Below are 17,693 nucleotides of genomic sequence, written 5' to 3' on the forward strand. Positions count from 1 at the left end.
ATGTCTAAACCCATAGAAGATAAACTTGATAAAATTCCTGTAATAAACCTGTTGGTTAAGTTTTTAAAAAAAATTAAACTTCCAGCATTAGAGGGTTTATCATTATATGATCTTCTTGAGCTTTATATAACAGGCGTTATTAAAGGTGCGTTAACTACTAGGGCAAGTGCTATTGCTTTTAGTTTTTTTACAGCTATTTTTCCTTTTTTGTTGTTTGTTCTTATTGTTATTCCGTATATCCCAATAGATGATTTTAAAATTAAATTTTTAGAATTTCTAAATTCATTTTTACCACCAAGTACTTCCGAGTTTTTCTTTACTAATATTTTTGAAAATATTGATAACACACAACGTGGTGGTTTATTATCGTCAGTTTTAATAGTATCTATTGCATTAATGGCTAATGGAATAAGTGCTATTTTTTCAGGATTTGAGAATTCTTATCACGAGCAGCTTACACGCAGTATTGTGCGTCAGTATTTATATGCTTTGGGCGTTGCACTAATTTTAGCATTCTTATCAATATTAACGGTTTTGGTTTTTGGGTATTTTCAAATTTATGTTATTGATAACTTACAAACTCATGGCTATGTTAATGAAACAAGTTCACAAACGTGGGTTATGTTAGCTAAATATGGTTTTTTTGTGCTCATGGTATATCTGGCAACAGCAACCTTGTATTACTTTGGCACAAAAGAAGGTAGAGAGTCAAAATTCTTTTCTGTAGGTGCTTTATTTACCACCTTGTTAATAATTTTAACTTCATATTTATTTGGTATTTATATAGAAAATTTCTCAAAATATAATGAGCTTTATGGCTCTATTGGCGCTTTATTAATCTTGCTTTTCTATCTTTGGCTTAACTCAAACATTCTGCTTTTAGGTTATGAGTTAAATGCGTCATTAAATCGTTTAAAGAAAAGCTTTTAAAGTATGTCACACTTTATAGATGTTATTTTACCAATTCCTCTGGAAAAGCTTTTTACGTATCGTATTTCTAAAGCTGAATCAGAATTTCTTAAAGCAGGAATGCGCGTCTCTGTACCTTTCGGAAAGAGTAAAATTTACACAGCAATAGTATGTCGTATTCATGAGCAAGAGCCTGTTATTTATGAAGCAAAAGATATTCACCAAATTTTAGATGATACGCCTTTAGTAACGAAACATCAGCTAACACATTGGCAATGGATTTCTAAATATTATATGTGTACAGTAGGCGAAGTAATGCGTGCTGCATTGCCAAGTGCTTTTATTTTAGAGAGTGAAACTATAATTAGTAAAAACACGTCTACAGTTATAAGTGATGAAGATTTAAAAGATGATGAATTTTTGGTTTATGAAGCATTGCATCATCAATCATCATTAAAAATACACGACATAGCCAGTATTTTAGATAAAAAAAATGTGCTACCTGTAATAAAACGGCTTTTAGAAAAAGAAGCAATTTCTATTCAGGAAGAAGTATATGAAAAATACAAGCCTAAACTAGTACGTTATGTAAAGCTGCATGCAAATCATGCATCTCAAGAAAACCTTCAGGTGTTGTTGGATGAATTGCGTAGAGCACATAAACAACGAGAAGTCGTAATGACGCTATTTTCTATGTCAGCAAAAACCAAAAAACCTGTAAAGGTTTCGGAGTTAACAGAAGAAAGCCAAGCATCATCAGCAATTGTAAAAACACTTATTGATAAAGGTATTTTAGAAGCGTATTATATTCAGCATGATCGTGTTGAGTATTCAGGAGGAGATGATAAAGTGTCAAAAGCATTAAGTAAACCTCAAGATGTAGCCTTAAGTGAGATAAAAGAATCATTCAAAGCACATGATGTTACATTACTTCATGGTGTTACTTCATCTGGCAAAACCGAAATTTATGTAAAACTAATAGAGGATGTGTTAGCAAGCGGAAAGCAAGTACTGTATTTAGTACCAGAAATAGCCTTAACAACCCAATTAGTTAACAGACTACAAGATTACTTTAGTGAAAAAGTAGCGGTGTTTCATTCTAAATACTCAACGCATGAGCGTGTTGAGGTTTGGCATAATATTTTTCAGAATACTACAAAAGCCCAAGTGGTTTTAGGCGCAAGATCATCTATTTTATTGCCTTTTCAAGATTTAGGATTGGTTATTATAGATGAAGAACATGAAACATCATATAAGCAATTTGATCCAGCACCACGTTATCATGCACGCGATGCCGCTATTATTTTAGCTAATATATTTAAAGTCAAAACCCTTTTAGGGTCTGCAACACCAAGTTTAGAAAGCTATTACAATGCAAAACAAGGAAAGTATGGCTTGGTAGAACTAGCAACACGCTATAATAATGTAATGATGCCAGATATAGAGCTAGTTGATATTAAGGATAAGCATAAACGTAAGCGAATGAAAGGTCATTTTAGTGACCGATTAATAGCAGAGATGACAGAAACATTAGAAGAAGGTCAGCAAATTATTTTATTTCAAAATAGACGTGGGTTTTCTCCTATTATAGAATGTCACACATGTGGTCACTCACCACAATGTCCCAATTGTGATGTTAGTTTAACTTACCATCAATACCGTGATCAATTACGATGTCATTATTGTGGCTACAATACAGTAATGCTTAAAAAATGTGATGCCTGTGGAGGCAACGATTTAGATACTAAAGGTTTTGGTACCGAGCAAGTAGAGAAGGAGGTGAGCGCTTTGTTTCCGGAACATAAAGTTGCTAGAATGGATTTAGATACTACACGAGGCAAATATGGATACGAAAAAATTATAACCGCATTTGAGCAGCAAGAAATAGACATTTTGGTAGGAACTCAAATGTTAACCAAAGGATTAGATTTTAGGCATGTAAAGTTAGTAGGGATTATGAATGCTGATAATATGCTTAATTTTCCTGACTTTAGAGCGCATGAGCGTAGTTTTCAATTAATGATGCAGGTATCTGGACGTGCAGGTAGAACAGATACTAGAGGAAAAGTTTTAATACAAACATACAATCCGCATCACCAAATTTTACAGCAAGTGTCTACTAATAATTTTGCTGAAATGTTTAAAGAACAAATGGATGAGCGTCATAATTTTAAATATCCGCCTGTTTATAGGTTGATTAAAATTACCATAAAGCATAAGGATTATAACCGTGTAAATGTGGGAGCTGCATGGTTTGCTAAATCATTAAGGCAAGTATTTGATGATTTAGTTTTAGGTCCAGAATTTCCTCCTGTAGCACGAATTCGAAATCAGTACCATAAGCACATATTAGTAAAAATGAAACCAAAGCAATCTATAGTAAAAACAAAAGAAGCTATTGATAAAATAAACAATAGCTTCTCTAGTATAAAAGATTTTCGTGCGTTACGCGTAATTATAAATGTAGATAATTATTAAATGTTATTTAAAGCATCTACAAGTTGTGTCTTTTTATTTCTACTTAAAGGAATTTCGTAAGAACCAACTTCTACGTTTTTACTGTTAAATCTGTCAATTTTATCTAGATTAACAATATAAGATTTGTGAATTCTTAAAAACTTACCTTCAGGTAATTCGGCTTCAAAAGCTTTCATAGTAGATAATACAACAAGGCTTGTTTCTTCAGTAACAAGTTTTACATAATCACCAAGAGCTTCAATCCACTTAATGTCCTTAATATATACTTTACGTTTTTTAAGATTACTTTTTACAAAAATGTGTTCACCTTCAGTTTCGTTAAAGTCTAATTTAAGTTTGTGTTGTTCTACGGCTTTGTCAACAGCTGTATTAAAACGTTCTTTTGTAATAGGCTTGTGCAAATAATCAGTAGCATCATAGTTAAATGCTTTAAAGGCGTATTCAGTTTTTCCGGTTACAAAAATAATTTGAGGCTTGTTGTTTAAAACATCTAACAATTCAAATCCATTAAGAACAGGCATTTCAATATCTAAAAAGATTAAATCTACTTTATGAGTATTTAAGCCATTTTTAGTCTCTAATGCACTGTTATACTCAGCTATTAAGTTAAGAGAAGGATGGTTTTCAATTAACTTGACAATTGAAAGACGTTGTATCGCTGAGTCGTCTACTACTACACAGTTTAATGTCATAACATTTCATTATTTCGGTTAAGATATCGACAATAGTACGAAATTTTCGGATAAAAACCAAAAAACATCGGCAAAACGTTGTTTTTAACATTTCTTTAACAGTATTTATCTTTAAAAGAAGAATGTTGTAATATAGTTGTGAAATATAAATAAAATAATTATTTTTGCAGCCATTTTTAACAATAAAAAAGATTTTTTATGAATCATTATGAAACTGTTTTCATCTTAAATCCCGTTTTATCTGAAACACAGATAAAGGAAACAGTAAAGAAATACGAAGATTTTCTTGTTTCTAAAGGAGCGAAGATGATAGCCAAAGAAGATTGGGGCTTAAAAAAATTAGCTTACCCAATTCAAAACAAGAAAAGTGGTTTCTATCACTTATTTGAGTACACTGTAGATGGAGAAGTAATTACTCCTCTAGAAGTAGAGTTTAGACGTGACGAGCGTTTTATGCGTTACTTGACTGTAAAGCTTGACAAGCATGCAATTGCTTGGGCAGAGAAAAGAAGAGAAAGAAACAAACAAAAAGCGTAATTATGTCATCTATAGAACAACAAGCAAAAGGAAAGAAAGACGGAGAAATTAGATATTTAACTCCGCTTAATATTGAAACAAACAAGACAAAAAAGTATTGTCGTTTCAAGAAATCTGGAATCAAGTATGTTGATTATAAAGATCCAGACTTCTTATTAAAGTTTGTAAACGAGCAAGGTAAAATTTTACCACGTCGTTTAACAGGAACTTCTTTAAAATACCAAAGAAAAGTATCTGTAGCTGTAAAAAGAGCACGTCATTTAGCATTAATGCCTTACGTAGCAGATTTATTAAAATAACATAATACTATAACAATGGAACTTATATTAAAACAAGACGTTGAGAATTTAGGATTTAAAGACGATATTGTAACAGTTAAGAACGGTTATGGTAGAAACTTTTTAATTCCTCAAGGACAAGCGATTTTAGCAACTGTTTCAGCAAAGAAAGTTTTAGCTGAAAACTTAAAGCAACGCGCTTTTAAAGAAAAGAAAGTAATTGACGAAGCAAACAAAACTGCTGAAGCAATTAAAGCTTTAGATATTAAAATTCAAGCAAAAGCAACTGAAGGTGCATCTGCAGGAGATAAATTATTTGGTTCTGTAACTAAATTAGATCTTGTAGAAGCTTTTGAAAAAGAAGGTCACACTATTGACAAGAAATTCATAAACATCACTGGTGGTAACATTAAGCGTTTAGGACAGTACAATGCTGTTATACGTTTACACAGAGAAGTAACTTTTGAATTACCATTCGAGGTTATTGCTCAAGCTTAAGCAATTTACATTATACTAAAAGCCTCAACCTTGTTGAGGCTTTTTTTTTAACGTAATTTCTATAATCATAGTAAATAAATTTTCATGAAGTATTCAAGACTTACCAAAGAACAATTTGAAGAGTTACATAAAGAATTTATAAACTTTCTAGCAACACAATCTATAACAGCCGACGAATGGGAAGATATTAAAACCAATAAACCAGAGGTTGCAGAGCAAGAACTAGACGTTTTTAGTGATTTGGTTTGGGAAGGCGTATTAAGTAAAGTAACTTATATAGAGCATATTTCACCACAACAAATGCATTTGTTTAACTTGAATGACTCTCACATGCACGTTATTGCCGTAAAACTTAATACACCAATAGACTTAACAACAAGAGAAGGTTTTGATTGGTTACGAGAAAATTTAATGGATGAAAATGTAGAGTTTTTACAAGCAAAAAAAGACTACTCTGAAGACAAACATGCCGACAAGTTTAAGCTTATTCAGCAAGGTGGAGTCATTACAAAAGGCGACTTATACGAGTATCTTAACAAGCTTATAAACTAATAAACTTATTCCTGAATAGGCAAACGCCTATTTTCAAATTAAAACCATTATTTTTGTTTTATCATATCAAGAAACATCAAAGTTGGTATGTATATTTAATAATATAAAAAGAGATTTTCACTTACGTGAAAAATTACTATGGCACAAAAACCAAGCATCCCTAAAGGTACTAGAGATTTTAATCCAGAACAAGTAGCAAAACGAAACTATATTTTTAATACCATTCAAACACAATTTGAACGTTTTGGATTTCAACCCATTGAGACACCAAGTTTTGAAAATTCTGACACCTTAATGGGAAAATATGGTGATGAAGGTGATCGTTTGATTTTCAAAATATTGAATTCAGGAGATTTTTTAAATAAAGTAAATGATACGCTTTATGCAGAAAAAGATTCTGGAAAAATAACACCTAAAATATCTGAAAAAGCACTTCGTTATGACTTAACCGTACCTTTTGCAAGATATGTGGTACAGCATCAAAACGAGATAGAGTTTCCGTTTAAACGCTATCAAATGCAACCTGTTTGGCGTGCCGACAGACCACAAAAAGGACGTTTCAGAGAGTTTTATCAATGTGATGCAGATGTTGTAGGTTCTACGTCGTTGTGGCAAGAAGTTGAGTTTGTACAGTTGTATGATGCCGTATTTACTGCTTTAAAGCTAGATGGAGTTACTATTAAAATTAACAACAGAAAAATTCTTTCAGGTATTGCTGAAGTTATTGGAGCAAGTGATAAGCTTATAGATTTTACTGTAGCGCTTGATAAGCTTGATAAGATAGGTGAGGAAAAAGTAAAAGAAGAAATGTTGAGCAAAGGTATTCCGCAAACAGGAATAGATGCATTACAACCTTTATTTTCGTTAAGTGGTGATTTTGCAACACAAATTAATCAGCTTAAAACTATATTAAGTACATCTGATGAAGGAAAAAAAGGTATTGAAGAATTAGAATTTATTGATGCTGCAATTTCTGAATTAGGATTAAGTACAGCCAAACTACAGTTAGATGTTACATTAGCACGCGGACTGAATTATTATACAGGAGCAATTTTTGAAGTATCAGCACCTGAAGGAGTAGCCATGGGATCTATTGGTGGTGGTGGTCGTTATGACGATTTAACAGGTATATTTGGTTTAAAGAATGTAAGTGGTGTTGGTATTAGTTTTGGTCTAGACAGAATATATTTAGTTCTAGAAGAATTAAATTTATTTCCAGAAACTGTTACTAAAAATATCGATGTACTCTTTATTAATTTTGGAGATAAAGAAGCTTTATTTAGCATGAAAGCTATTAAAGAGTTGCGAGCAAATAACATAAACGCAGAACTTTATCCTGATGCAGCAAAAATGAAAAAACAGATGAATCACGCTAATAAGCGTAATATTCTTTATGTTGTTATAGTAGGAGAGAAGGAGATAGAAAGCAATACGTATACATTAAAGCACATGGTTTCTGGTGAACAATCATCAGTAACGCTCACACAATTAGTATCTCAATTATCATAAAAAAGCAAAAAAGCCTGAAAGTAAGTTTCAGGCTTTTTTAATATAAATACTTTAGTCAGGATTATTTTACCAATACTTTTTTAGTGATTGTCGTATTATCATCATTTGTTTTAAGATGTAAAATGTATGTTCCTGTACTAATTTGATTTGTTTTAAGTTCTAAATGATTTGCTGTTTCTAAATCATCAAAAGTATAGATAGATTGTCCTAAAATATTGAATACTTCAACAGATTTTAAATCTACTAATTTAGGGTTTTGAATAACAATACTTTCTTTACTGTTTGCATAGAAAACTTGTAGTGTATCTGCAATTTCATTTTCATCAACACTTAATAGATTGTCATCATGAAATGTAATCTCAAAACGATCTAAATATTCTCCAGCTAAAAGGAAAATTTCATAGTTGCTTTCTCTTAAATCGTGATAAATATTTAACTCTTTATCGTGTGCATAAATATTTAAATCATTAGGAACGTTTTCTAAAATATCAATTGTGATATTGTTCATTCCGTCAGTACTAGTATGTATTTCCAGAGGAAGAATTGTTGCTTGGTTTATTTCATTGATACCTTGTACGGTGTATTTTTTATCTTCAATTAGCCAAGCCATATCGTCTATTTGATACTCTTTATCATCAGTTATTTCTGCATCAAATCCCCAGTCTTCACCAGCAGTGGCTCTATCATCAACTGTAACCAATAACTGTCTGTGAATGGTGTTTACAGAGTTGAAACCAATGCGCAGTTTCATTCTTTCATCAACAATTTCTGTACTGTTCTCTGTGGTAGATGCTGAATTGCTGTTTCTCATAAATACAGAGGCAGCAGTTCCTTCTTTTTGAAATACACGTTGACCGTTATTGAAGTTTATGGTTCCAGAGTTATCACTTGTTACAAAGAACCCTTGTCCAACTGGGATATAACGTCCAGGTGTTTTTGTTCCGGTTCCTACTTGTGCTACATCAGGATCTGGTGTGCCATAAGCTGCGGCAGGTACGCCACCAGAGAAATTGTAAGTTCCGTAACCGCCTTGATATTCAGCAGTAACATGAGAACCGCCGCCCCAATGTTCCCAGAAATATAATGTTCCGCTTATAGATGGGTCTATTTCAGGATAAGTTCCTGAACCTGATGGGTCTGTATAATCTAACCTAGCACCATTATCAATTATAAATTGTTCGGCATCTATGGCAGAAGCATAAGGGTTTCCAACAAGGTAATCGTTACCAGCGTTTATTGTTAGGTTAACATCTCCGTTGTTAGGTTTTCCGTCAAACACGTAGTTTTGCTCTAATGACACTGTTCCGCCAGTATCAGCAACACCTTTCATAGTAAATCCTTCTCCTGCTAAAATAGTACCAGTATTTCTAACGTGTTGCCAAGAAGAATAGTCACCACTTGGTAAATTTCCAAACTTCCAAATCCAATAATGAGCAATACTCAAGCTTGGTGATGTGGCACCATTATAACCACTAACAAACGTGATGTTTGAAGGTGTAGCAGGTGTTGTTCCGTCTTTTAATATATTGTTATTTAGTGAGTAACTGTAGTTGTTTGACGCAGATGTTCCTGTACCAACAGGAGAAGACCAATAGTTGTAAGTATAAAAATCTTGTGTTCCTTGTTGGTCTTTTTCTAGGCTACCAGAAGTTCCTACGACTAAATCACTATCTAAAGTTTGAATAAGTTGAGATTCTCCTTCTAAATCTATTTTACCATCTAGATTAAGGTAATGAGAAATTGTAACACCATAACCGTTTTCGGTTGCATTGTCTCCATCTACTGTTAGTTCATTACTGTCAACAAATAAAGCTAGTAGGTTTCTGTTTCCAGCATTTCCTGTAGCAAGCCCGCTATTATCCATAGTAATATTATGGTTGGTTTCAACAATATTCCAGTCTACTGTTATTGTGTTGTCTACAATAGAGTTTGCACCTGGTTTAGTTTGCATGTTTCCATTTTCCCAAGTAGCATCTGCATCCCATGAACCACCACTAGCGGCAGAAATATAAGGTAATGGCGCAGTTTGTTTATCAACAGTTTTTAAGTTTCTTAAAGCACCTTGATGACCGTTACCTGATTCATCTTTTGTGTTTGTGTAGGTATAGATAGACATAGGATAATATCCTGCTAAATCACTCCAAGGTAAAGTTGCAATGTCATTTTTGGTAGGTGTGATACTCCTAGTTTCAAAGTAGGAACCGCTAACAAAACTTGAATTTTCTTCAATTTCTTGATTCATGATATAATGAAGTTGATCTAATGTTAAAGCAGTATTCCATACACGAACCTCATCAATATTTCCGTGGAAAAATGCTTGAGGTGTGTTTTTATCAGCAGCAGCTATATAAAAAGATTGGTTTGTGTCTTCAGGAGCAGATAAGTTAGCCTCGTTGTCTAATATTCCATCAATATACAAGAAAGCTCGCGTACCGTTATAAATAACAGCTAATTGATGCCATTGATTTTTTGGAATTGTTGTATTAGAAGTTATTGATTGCATGCTTCCAGAAGCTCTTTTCCAAGATACTTGGAATTTTCCGGTACTTGTTATTTTAAAGTCGTATCCTTCTGTATATGCTGCATTTCTTTTAGAAAGAATAGAGGTGTTGTTTGAATTAGTGTTTGCGTTTACCCATGCCGAAATTGTAAATCCTGTAGGGTTTAAGTCTAATGCATCTTCCATGTCTACGTAATCTGTAGAGCCATTGAAGTAAATAGATCTTATAAACTCACGTTCAGGAGCCCAGCCAAATGTAATATATTCAGTGCCATCAAAATCATAGTCTGCATATAAATAGCCTCCAGATTCTGTCATTACTCTATAATCTGCAGAAGGATCAAAAATTCCATTTTGAGATATAAACATTAAATATTTACCATCAGGAGGGTTAGCTGTTCTTACTGCACTCACAGGAATGGAAACCTCAACTTTTGGGATATCGCCACCATGTTCTTTTACTTTCCAAATACGTGGAATAGCAGTAAAGGTAACAATTGTTTGTAATGAAGGATCTCCTATATTGGCACTCATATCAACATTAACAACAGTTGGTTCACCGTTAATGTCAGCATTATTATTTCCCCACATTAAAAACTCTCTGTCATTTAATGTTGTTGTATTTGCTATATTTTCTTTGTTTGTATTGTATGTGTCGGTGAGTGCCATGGTTAAGAATCCGCTTGTTGGTCCTAATCCATCAGCTTCGTCATTTTGACTTCTAGATTGTCGTTGATCTAATAAGGAGGCATCATCACGTCCTATACCAGCAACATCATAGTTGTGGCCTACATTATCACTTGTATCCCAAATTATAGATCCTTGAGAATCAATATAGTCTACGTCATTTAATCTGTGGTCTGCTAATCCGCTTGATGCATCTTGAAGTGTAACTCCGTATTTTACAGCTAAATAGCTTTGTATTTTTTGTTGGTTAATAGCAGAGTTTGGCGATGTATATGAAATGATTTCGGTTATCATTCCATTCATTTGAGATGTTGTTCTTCCTGTAATACCACTTCGTCCTGTACCTATAAGAAATTGTAAATTATTAAATTCATTAAAGTTTAGGTTAGTGCCGTTACCAGCTTGACCAGTAGTGTTATCAATACGTTTACCGTTTTTATAAATTTCTGACAAAGTACCTGAAGCGTTGGTTTTAACATTAACTATTATAGGGTGATTTCTATAAGTAGTACTTGTTGAAGTAAAAGCTCTACCATAAGACGTGTCATTAGGTCCTGCATTTGAAGCATTAGGGAAAGAACTTATGTTATGCGCTAATACTTCATTGCTGTAACGAGCTGTAGAACTTCCCATTGCTAAACCAGTTGCATCTTCGTGATAAGCTTCGTCAGAGAATCTTCCACCAATTACAAATTCTCTACCAGGAGAATAGCTTCCGGTATTGGTGTCTACTTCATCATCACTTCTAAATACAGCAAAATAATCTTGAGCAAAGTATCCGCCTTTACCATTCATGTATTCTATATTATCATGGTCAAAGTCTGCTACAGGATTATAATTCATGTTTCTATTTATGTTATCCCTGTATGTTGGTGCTAGTGTGTTTGAAGCGTAAGCATCTTCTTTATCTAATGATGTATCGTAAGCTTGATCTTCCCAATTAGTTAATTTGCTACCATCTGTAACAGAAATACCCGTATTGGTTTTTAGCCATAACCTTAAGTTTCCTGTCAGGTTAGCAGGAGCAACTGTTGCACCTGATAATGCTGTGATAGGATTAGCTTCAATTAATACGTTATCAAAGGCAACACCATCTTGATTTGTGCTATTGTCAGATCTAAATTGCACTCTAAACCTTACATTAGATACATTAGAAAATGTTCCGTTAGGTAGTGTTATAGAAGATCTTTCAAATTGGCTATGAGGATTAAAGGCAGGATCTGCTGAATGTCCGTCTCCGCTCCATCCATCAGAACTTAATGCACTAACATTACCACCATACCATTTTGTTCCGCTACCACTTGAGCCTAAAAGAACAAAAGGGTTACCATTAACAGAATACAATATTCGCATTCCGTCTGTATTACTTTGCGTATTATATTTAATGTCAATACTTAATTTAAGATCTTTTAATCCTGTAAAATTTAATACGGGACTTTGAACAACAATATTAGTATTGTTACTATAGTTATTGTAGTTTGTATTTCTCCAGAAAGAACCTTCTCCCATTTCATTTGCTGTTCCAAAGCCATTAGTCCATACCCATGAATCATTGGTACTTGTTGTGTTTGTCCAGCCTCCATTATTAGAATCAAAATTTTCATAGTATGCCGTATACATAGGTGGTAAAGGATTGGCATTACCTTGTACTGTAAATGTATATGGGTTTTCGTTACTATCATTATTTGCAATTTGTATTACAGATGTTACTGTACCAGAGGTGCTAGGAGCATATTGTACAGAAAAGTTAGAGGAAGCTCCACTTGCAATTGTAGCTGATGGTGTAGATGTTATAATAAAATTACTATTACTACTTGTAATTGTGCCAATATTTAAGGTTGAACTTCCTAAATTTTGAATTGTAAATGTATGGGTTCTTGTAGCGCCTTCATTTATAGTTCCAAAATCAGTGTCATCTGTTGTTGTTGGTGTCGTGTCACTATTGTTTATAGTGTTACCATTTCCAACCAAATTAATTTCAGGTTGTGGTGAACCTCCAGAAATATTAATGGTATAATCTTCAACTTCACCGAAACTAAAAGAACCACAAGAAGAATCTGGCTCTGTGCTGTATCTCATACTAACCCTCATTCTTGTATTTCCGGTGATAGCAGTTCCAGGCACTGTAAATGTTCCTGATACAGATGTGTTATTTGTGGCTGCTCTGGAATAAACTTCTTCTCCTGCATCAGCAAAATCACCATCATTATTATAATCAATCCAAACTCGGTATCCTTCATCAAAAACAGTTCCAGTCCAGAAAGGAGTTATAGTAATGGTGTAATTATTACCTCGAGTTAATGTGGTTGATATAGCAGTGAAGTTAGAGTATCCTGTACTAGTCGTACCTGCTCCAGAACTATTATTAATAGTATTGAGCTGAACTCTACCTATATACTCATCGCTTGTATTATCGCCGTTTGATGCGCAATATTGTGAAAATGTATAATTTGAAATAAAAAGCACAAAAAGTACGATTATGCGCTTACATACTGAAATTGTAATATTTTTCATAAGCAGATTAATTTAGTTTTGGGACTAATTAATTGATTAATAATTAGACAAATATAAATAAAAACATCTGTGAAATGCAAAAAAAATCGATGAAATGTAATATAACTTTTAAATTGTTGTTTTTTAGGTGTTTAAAGGCTGAAAAACTGCTTTTTCAGCCTTATTTGTTTACAACTCTTATTTTTTTATAATTCTCTTTATAATATGAGATTGTGTAGTATTCTCGGTCACTTTTATAAAATAAGTGCCGCTAGATAATGAGCTTAAATTTGTTACCAAAATCTCATTGTTTATAGGCGATTGATTTTCTAAACTTAATACAGACCGGCCGCTAATGTCATATACATTTATTCCAACACTTGTATTTATGTTATTTAATTTTACTTGTATCGTATTATTAAAAGGATTTGGATATACTGAAATATCACTTTCACTAAAAGTACTTGTGTTTAATGTAGAATCTATAATATCTACAGTGTAATCTTCAACTTCACCATAATTAAATGTTTCGCAAGGATCATCTGCTGTGTTTCCTGTACCTCCAAAATATTTCATTATTACACGCATTCTAGTTGTTCCAGTGCTAGCTGTAGGTATATTTGGTACATTAAATGTCGAACTTACAGGGTTGTTTTGGGAAGCTCCGCTTTCAAATATTTTTTCTGAATTTTCAAACGTGCCATTTTGATTAAAATCGATCCAAACTGACACTGCTTCGTTATATAAGTCTCCTGTCCAATATTTTGATACACTAATTGTATTTCCTGTAGAATTTAAATCTAATGTAAAAACAGTACTTGTTAAATCAGAATACCCTGAACTTGTTGATGATTCTGTATTGCTAGTGGTTCCGTTTATGGTTACAGCACTAATATACTCTTCACCTATGTCATCTCCTTCAGCATCACAATAGTTCACTGCGGTTGTGGCAAATTGTTCTGAACTAGAATATGAAGAAAAACTACTGCTACAATGTGTACGTACTTGGTATTCATAAATTGTTTCAGGTGATAAGTTTATTAGGTCGTTATCAGGGCTGCTTAAGTTTGTAACTTCTGTCCAAGTTGATGTACCTGCAACTCTATATCGTAATGTATAGGTTGCTGAAGGAACATTATCCCAGCTTACTGTAGCAGAATTTGCAGTAATACTTGTAGCCATTAATCCTGTAGGAACTGTTGTTTCACAAGGAATTTGAATGCCTATTATTTTAAATTCATCAAAAGTAAACCCTTCAAAATTCATGTTTGCATAACGGTCTTGTCTGTTGCTGCCGTCTGTTCTAAACTCAAATCTTAAGTAAACAGTGTTTTCTTCAAAAAGAAAGCTGTTGTTTGATGCATCAATAACATATTCTTCCATATTCCATCTGCCTTGAGTGTCACCATCATAAAGAGGCTCTCCGTCTGGTTGAAAATCATTATTAGTTGATGATTTTCCTGAATATGTGTTATTAGCGTCTGGAGCTCCTGGCTTTGTAAGCTTACCACAAAGTGGCGTCCAGTTTGTGCCATCTGTAGATCCTTCTAGTTGTACATAATCAAAACTACGCTCTAAATCCCATTTAGCATAAAATTGAATAACAGAACTAGGTAGTCCGCTTAAGTCTACAGAACCATTCATTTGAATTCTTTTTGTTGAACTGTTGCTGTAAGAACCTCCATTTGTTGATGTTATAGCAGTGCCAGAATAAGCGTTTGAAGTGCTATACCATGTTCCTGTGGTTTGACTCCAGTTAGACAATGCGTCTCCATTAAATAAAACGGTTGGTGTGTAATGTTTTACAATATTAGCTTCGTATAAAACATTGTCAGAAGCATAGTCATTTGTTAGTACAACTTTAAATTCTATTTTATCATTTGTTTGAATACTAGGGCTTAATGTGTAGTTAATGGCCACATCATTTTGTTGTAATACAGTCATACCAGAAAGCACAACAGGAGCTCCTACAGACTGTATGTTTGAAGAAACAGGCGTAACGGTAACAGTGAAATTACTTGCTGTTTGTCCTAAATTTTCAACAGCAAATTTTAAATCACCTGATAGGTTAGCAATATTACTTTGGTTAAAGTCATGAAGCTTGGCATATTTACCACTAAAGTATGCAGCCATAAAATTCATGCGCATTGCATTTTTAGCGATATGAACATATTGTGATGGCTGTGGCCAAAAGCCGCCATAGGTTCCACCTATTCCTTGAGAAGATAATCCGTTTTCAGGAGTCCATGATAATGTGTTTTTACCAGATCCTGTTCCGCTAGGCGTGCCATTTGCACTTGTACCAGCAGGACCACCTTGCATCCAGTCGTTCATATTACCACTATTTAGGTAGCTAATATAGGTACTTGGTCCATGAGCAAATCTATTATAATAAGTCATATCATAATTGTACTTTGAGTATTCATCTGCTCTAGCATTAGCTTGATCTATTCCGGCATAGGCATGTAACGCAGCATTTTTATATGAATGATGATTTAATGCAAGTTTAAAATCATGTTCTAAAAAGAAATCACGCATAATTTGTGTTTCATTTTCAGAGAAAGGTCCAGTTCCCATATATGTATCGCTACAAGAATTTGTAGAGGATCCTCCGTTACCCCAATAATATGCTGAATTTCTATTTAAATCTATACCTTCTAAATATGTAGAACAAGATCCTGAAGCAGAAGAGTTTCTGTTTTTACGTTGTCCGCCACCACCATTAGGAGAGGCATTTTGGTTATGTACAAATCCATCAGGATTAAAAACAGGGATGAAATATAAAGCTTGATTGTTTACCAAATTTCTAATTGCAGGATCAGAATCATAATTCTCTAATAAATACCACATAAAGAATAACTGATTCATTACAGTTGCAGCTTCACGTGAGTGAATTAGTGATTGATATAAGGTTTCAGGCTCTCCTGGTTCATCAATTTCAGGGTTATCAGAAATACGAACCATCCAAACGGTTCTGTTTTCATAGGTTTTTTGGTTTGATGGAGAGGCATTAGCTCTAGTTGATATTAAATTAGGATACTGGGTTTTCATAGCATCTAATTCATCTAAAATCATATCATAGGTTAAGCAACCTCCAAAATGATTACTCTCTGATGGGTAGTTTATAGCATCATTAATACTCCAGTTGTTTGGAATATTCCAGTCTATTTCATCACAACCATCATGTTGACCAACGTTATTTAATATTTCGTCTACACTATACGAACGCAACATGGTTTGCTGTTCTTGTTTCATTTGTTGCAATTCTAAACTAGCTTGCGGAAGATTGGCTATAGCGCGTTGGCTATAAAATTGTTCCATATTCTCTATAAGGATATTATAGCTAATATCATTTTCATCTAGTTTTATTAATTGATGTTCGTTAAGTTCTATTTCTAATGAGTTGTTTTTAAAAACAGCTCCACATGTTAAGTCTATACCTTCAATATCTAAAATATGAATTACAGAAGGGTTTGTGTTTGAGATGCTTACTTTTTTGTAAACTTCTTGAGAAAAAGACATTTGTAGTGCTAGCAATGTTATTACAAAAAGAAGAGTATTTTTTTTCATCATGTTTTGTTTTAATGAATTTGAATGGTGCTAATATAGAATAAAATTTTTTAAAAAATCCATAAAGTGTAAAAAAAATCCGATGAAATGCAATTTTGTACGATTTTACTACATTTTATCGGACTTTTCAGTTGTAAAAAAATTATGATTATGGCCTAATAATTACCTTGCTTGAGCTTTTATTTTGATTATGAATACTCACAATTAGGTAAGTTTCTGATATATTGTAAAGTGGAATTTTTATTTCTTGAGTAGGAGACACTGGTATAGTTTTTATTTTCTGTCCATTAATGTTATTCAGTGTTATTGAATTAAAATTCTCTTTTGTTTTAATATAAAGTTGCTTTGAGTTTAAGATGTAATTTATTGAAGCGTCACTAAATGTGTTTTCATTTATAGATAAAGCAGCACCATTTTGATTTGTTTTATCTTCAAAGGCAATATAAAATTGATCAAGATATGTCCCTGATGACAGAAGCGCTTCAAAATTTGTGTCTTGAAGACGTGTTGATGTATTATTTACTGAATCATATATATAAACATCTATTTCTGATTGAAAATTCTCAAGACTGTTTAAAGAGATTTGTATTTCACCAGAGTTGGTTAAAAACATGCCTAAAGGATATTGCTTTGTTTCATTAAAGGCACCAACACCTTGTATAACAAAACGCTCATCTTCAATCATCCAATTTAAGTCATCTGGAAAGTCATCAATATTACGCCCATCATAGCCATAGTCAAATCCATCTGTGGCCGAACCATCTTGAGTAAATGCTAATAGCAAATGTCTTACATACCCATTTGGCATTGTAAAATCAATACGTACACGTTGAATTGCGTTATTGGTAATGGTTTCTTGAGTATTTGCCGCTAGAGTAGGTTGTGTAAATGGCAAAATTAAAGCTAATGCCATGATCCATAAGTAGGTAGTTTTATTCATTTTGATTTGGGTTTAAATGAATGTTTTGTTTGTTTGGGTGTGGCAATATA

11 protein-coding genes are annotated in these 17,693 nt (G+C 33.2%); 7 read left to right on the top strand and 4 right to left on the bottom strand.

Annotation, left to right across the window (positions count from 1 at the left end; all coding sequences use genetic code 11):
• Both ACN5J3_RS08865 and priA read left to right on the top strand, forming a co-directional pair.
• Complete coding sequence (locus ACN5J3_RS08865) at positions 1–930, top strand: YihY/virulence factor BrkB family protein (RefSeq protein ID WP_344729962.1); 930 nt, start codon at positions 1–3, stop codon at positions 928–930.
• 3 nt (positions 931–933) lie between these two features.
• Complete coding sequence (gene priA / locus ACN5J3_RS08870; RefSeq protein WP_418511506.1) at positions 934–3,387, top strand: replication restart helicase PriA; 2,454 nt, start codon at positions 934–936, stop codon at positions 3,385–3,387.
• Here the strand turns inward: priA and ACN5J3_RS08875 are convergent.
• Positions 3,384–4,079: a LytTR family DNA-binding domain-containing protein gene (locus ACN5J3_RS08875; protein ID WP_344729966.1), complete on the bottom strand. Its 696-nt coding sequence runs from the start codon at positions 4,077–4,079 to the stop codon at positions 3,384–3,386. The two genes, priA and ACN5J3_RS08875, sit on opposite strands and share 4 nt — an antisense overlap.
• A 198-nt stretch (positions 4,080–4,277) precedes the next feature.
• On the opposite strand from ACN5J3_RS08875, the gene rpsF reads away from it, so the two are divergent.
• From rpsF to hisS, 5 genes are all read left to right on the top strand, one after another.
• Positions 4,278–4,616 carry a 30S ribosomal protein S6 gene (gene rpsF / locus ACN5J3_RS08880; protein ID WP_344729969.1) on the top strand — a complete coding sequence of 113 codons (339 nt, stop codon included), beginning with the start codon at positions 4,278–4,280 and terminating at the stop codon, positions 4,614–4,616.
• A gap of 2 nt (positions 4,617–4,618) precedes the next feature.
• Positions 4,619–4,915, top strand: a complete 297-nt coding sequence (rpsR, locus tag ACN5J3_RS08885; RefSeq protein ID WP_344729971.1) for a 30S ribosomal protein S18 — start codon at positions 4,619–4,621, stop codon at positions 4,913–4,915.
• A 15-nt stretch (positions 4,916–4,930) separates the two neighbouring features.
• Positions 4,931–5,392 carry a 50S ribosomal protein L9 gene (gene rplI / locus ACN5J3_RS08890; protein ID WP_418511507.1) on the top strand — a complete coding sequence of 154 codons (462 nt, stop codon included), beginning with the start codon at positions 4,931–4,933 and terminating at the stop codon, positions 5,390–5,392.
• Positions 5,393–5,476: 84 nt separating this feature from the next.
• Positions 5,477–5,944 carry a DUF6495 family protein gene (locus tag ACN5J3_RS08895; RefSeq protein WP_417290112.1) on the top strand — a complete coding sequence of 156 codons (468 nt, stop codon included), beginning with the start codon at positions 5,477–5,479 and terminating at the stop codon, positions 5,942–5,944.
• 138 nt (positions 5,945–6,082) lie between these two features.
• Positions 6,083–7,453: a histidine--tRNA ligase gene (hisS, locus tag ACN5J3_RS08900; protein ID WP_418511508.1), complete on the top strand. Its 1,371-nt coding sequence runs from the start codon at positions 6,083–6,085 to the stop codon at positions 7,451–7,453.
• Between the two features lie 61 nt (positions 7,454–7,514).
• Here the strand turns inward: hisS and ACN5J3_RS08905 are convergent, their stop codons facing one another.
• The 3 genes from ACN5J3_RS08905 to ACN5J3_RS08915 form a co-directional block, all read right to left on the bottom strand.
• Positions 7,515–13,154 carry a LamG-like jellyroll fold domain-containing protein gene (locus ACN5J3_RS08905; protein ID WP_418511509.1) on the bottom strand — a complete coding sequence of 1,880 codons (5,640 nt, stop codon included), beginning with the start codon at positions 13,152–13,154 and terminating at the stop codon, positions 7,515–7,517.
• Between the two features lie 177 nt (positions 13,155–13,331).
• Entirely contained in the window at positions 13,332–16,703 is a 3,372-nt protein-coding gene (locus ACN5J3_RS08910) for a M14 family zinc carboxypeptidase (protein ID WP_418511510.1), read from the bottom strand.
• Positions 16,704–16,851: 148 nt separating this feature from the next.
• On the bottom strand, positions 16,852–17,643 hold the full coding sequence (locus tag ACN5J3_RS08915; protein WP_417197621.1) for a hypothetical protein: 792 nt from the start codon (positions 17,641–17,643) through the stop codon (positions 16,852–16,854).
• Positions 17,644–17,693 lie beyond the last annotated feature (50 nt).

The organism is Corallibacter sp. (assembly GCF_048381695.1).
Taxonomy (GTDB): domain Bacteria; phylum Bacteroidota; class Bacteroidia; order Flavobacteriales; family Flavobacteriaceae; genus Corallibacter; species Corallibacter vietnamensis.

What these genes read in the sequence shown, in the direction of transcription:
- ACN5J3_RS08865 (WP_344729962.1), top strand. Translation starts at nt 1, where the DNA reads ATGTCTAAACCCATAGAAGATAAACTTGATAAAATTCCTGTAATAAAC.
- priA (WP_418511506.1), top strand. Translation starts at nt 934, where the DNA reads ATGTCACACTTTATAGATGTTATTTTACCAATTCCTCTGGAAAAGCTT.
- ACN5J3_RS08875 (WP_344729966.1), bottom strand. Translation starts at nt 4,079, where the DNA reads ATGACATTAAACTGTGTAGTAGTAGACGACTCAGCGATACAACGTCTT.
- rpsF (WP_344729969.1), top strand. Translation starts at nt 4,278, where the DNA reads ATGAATCATTATGAAACTGTTTTCATCTTAAATCCCGTTTTATCTGAA.
- rpsR (WP_344729971.1), top strand. Translation starts at nt 4,619, where the DNA reads ATGTCATCTATAGAACAACAAGCAAAAGGAAAGAAAGACGGAGAAATT.
- rplI (WP_418511507.1), top strand. Translation starts at nt 4,931, where the DNA reads ATGGAACTTATATTAAAACAAGACGTTGAGAATTTAGGATTTAAAGAC.
- ACN5J3_RS08895 (WP_417290112.1), top strand. Translation starts at nt 5,477, where the DNA reads ATGAAGTATTCAAGACTTACCAAAGAACAATTTGAAGAGTTACATAAA.
- hisS (WP_418511508.1), top strand. Translation starts at nt 6,083, where the DNA reads ATGGCACAAAAACCAAGCATCCCTAAAGGTACTAGAGATTTTAATCCA.
- ACN5J3_RS08905 (WP_418511509.1), bottom strand. Translation starts at nt 13,154, where the DNA reads ATGAAAAATATTACAATTTCAGTATGTAAGCGCATAATCGTACTTTTT.
- ACN5J3_RS08910 (WP_418511510.1), bottom strand. Translation starts at nt 16,703, where the DNA reads ATGAAAAAAAATACTCTTCTTTTTGTAATAACATTGCTAGCACTACAA.
- ACN5J3_RS08915 (WP_417197621.1), bottom strand. Translation starts at nt 17,643, where the DNA reads ATGAATAAAACTACCTACTTATGGATCATGGCATTAGCTTTAATTTTG.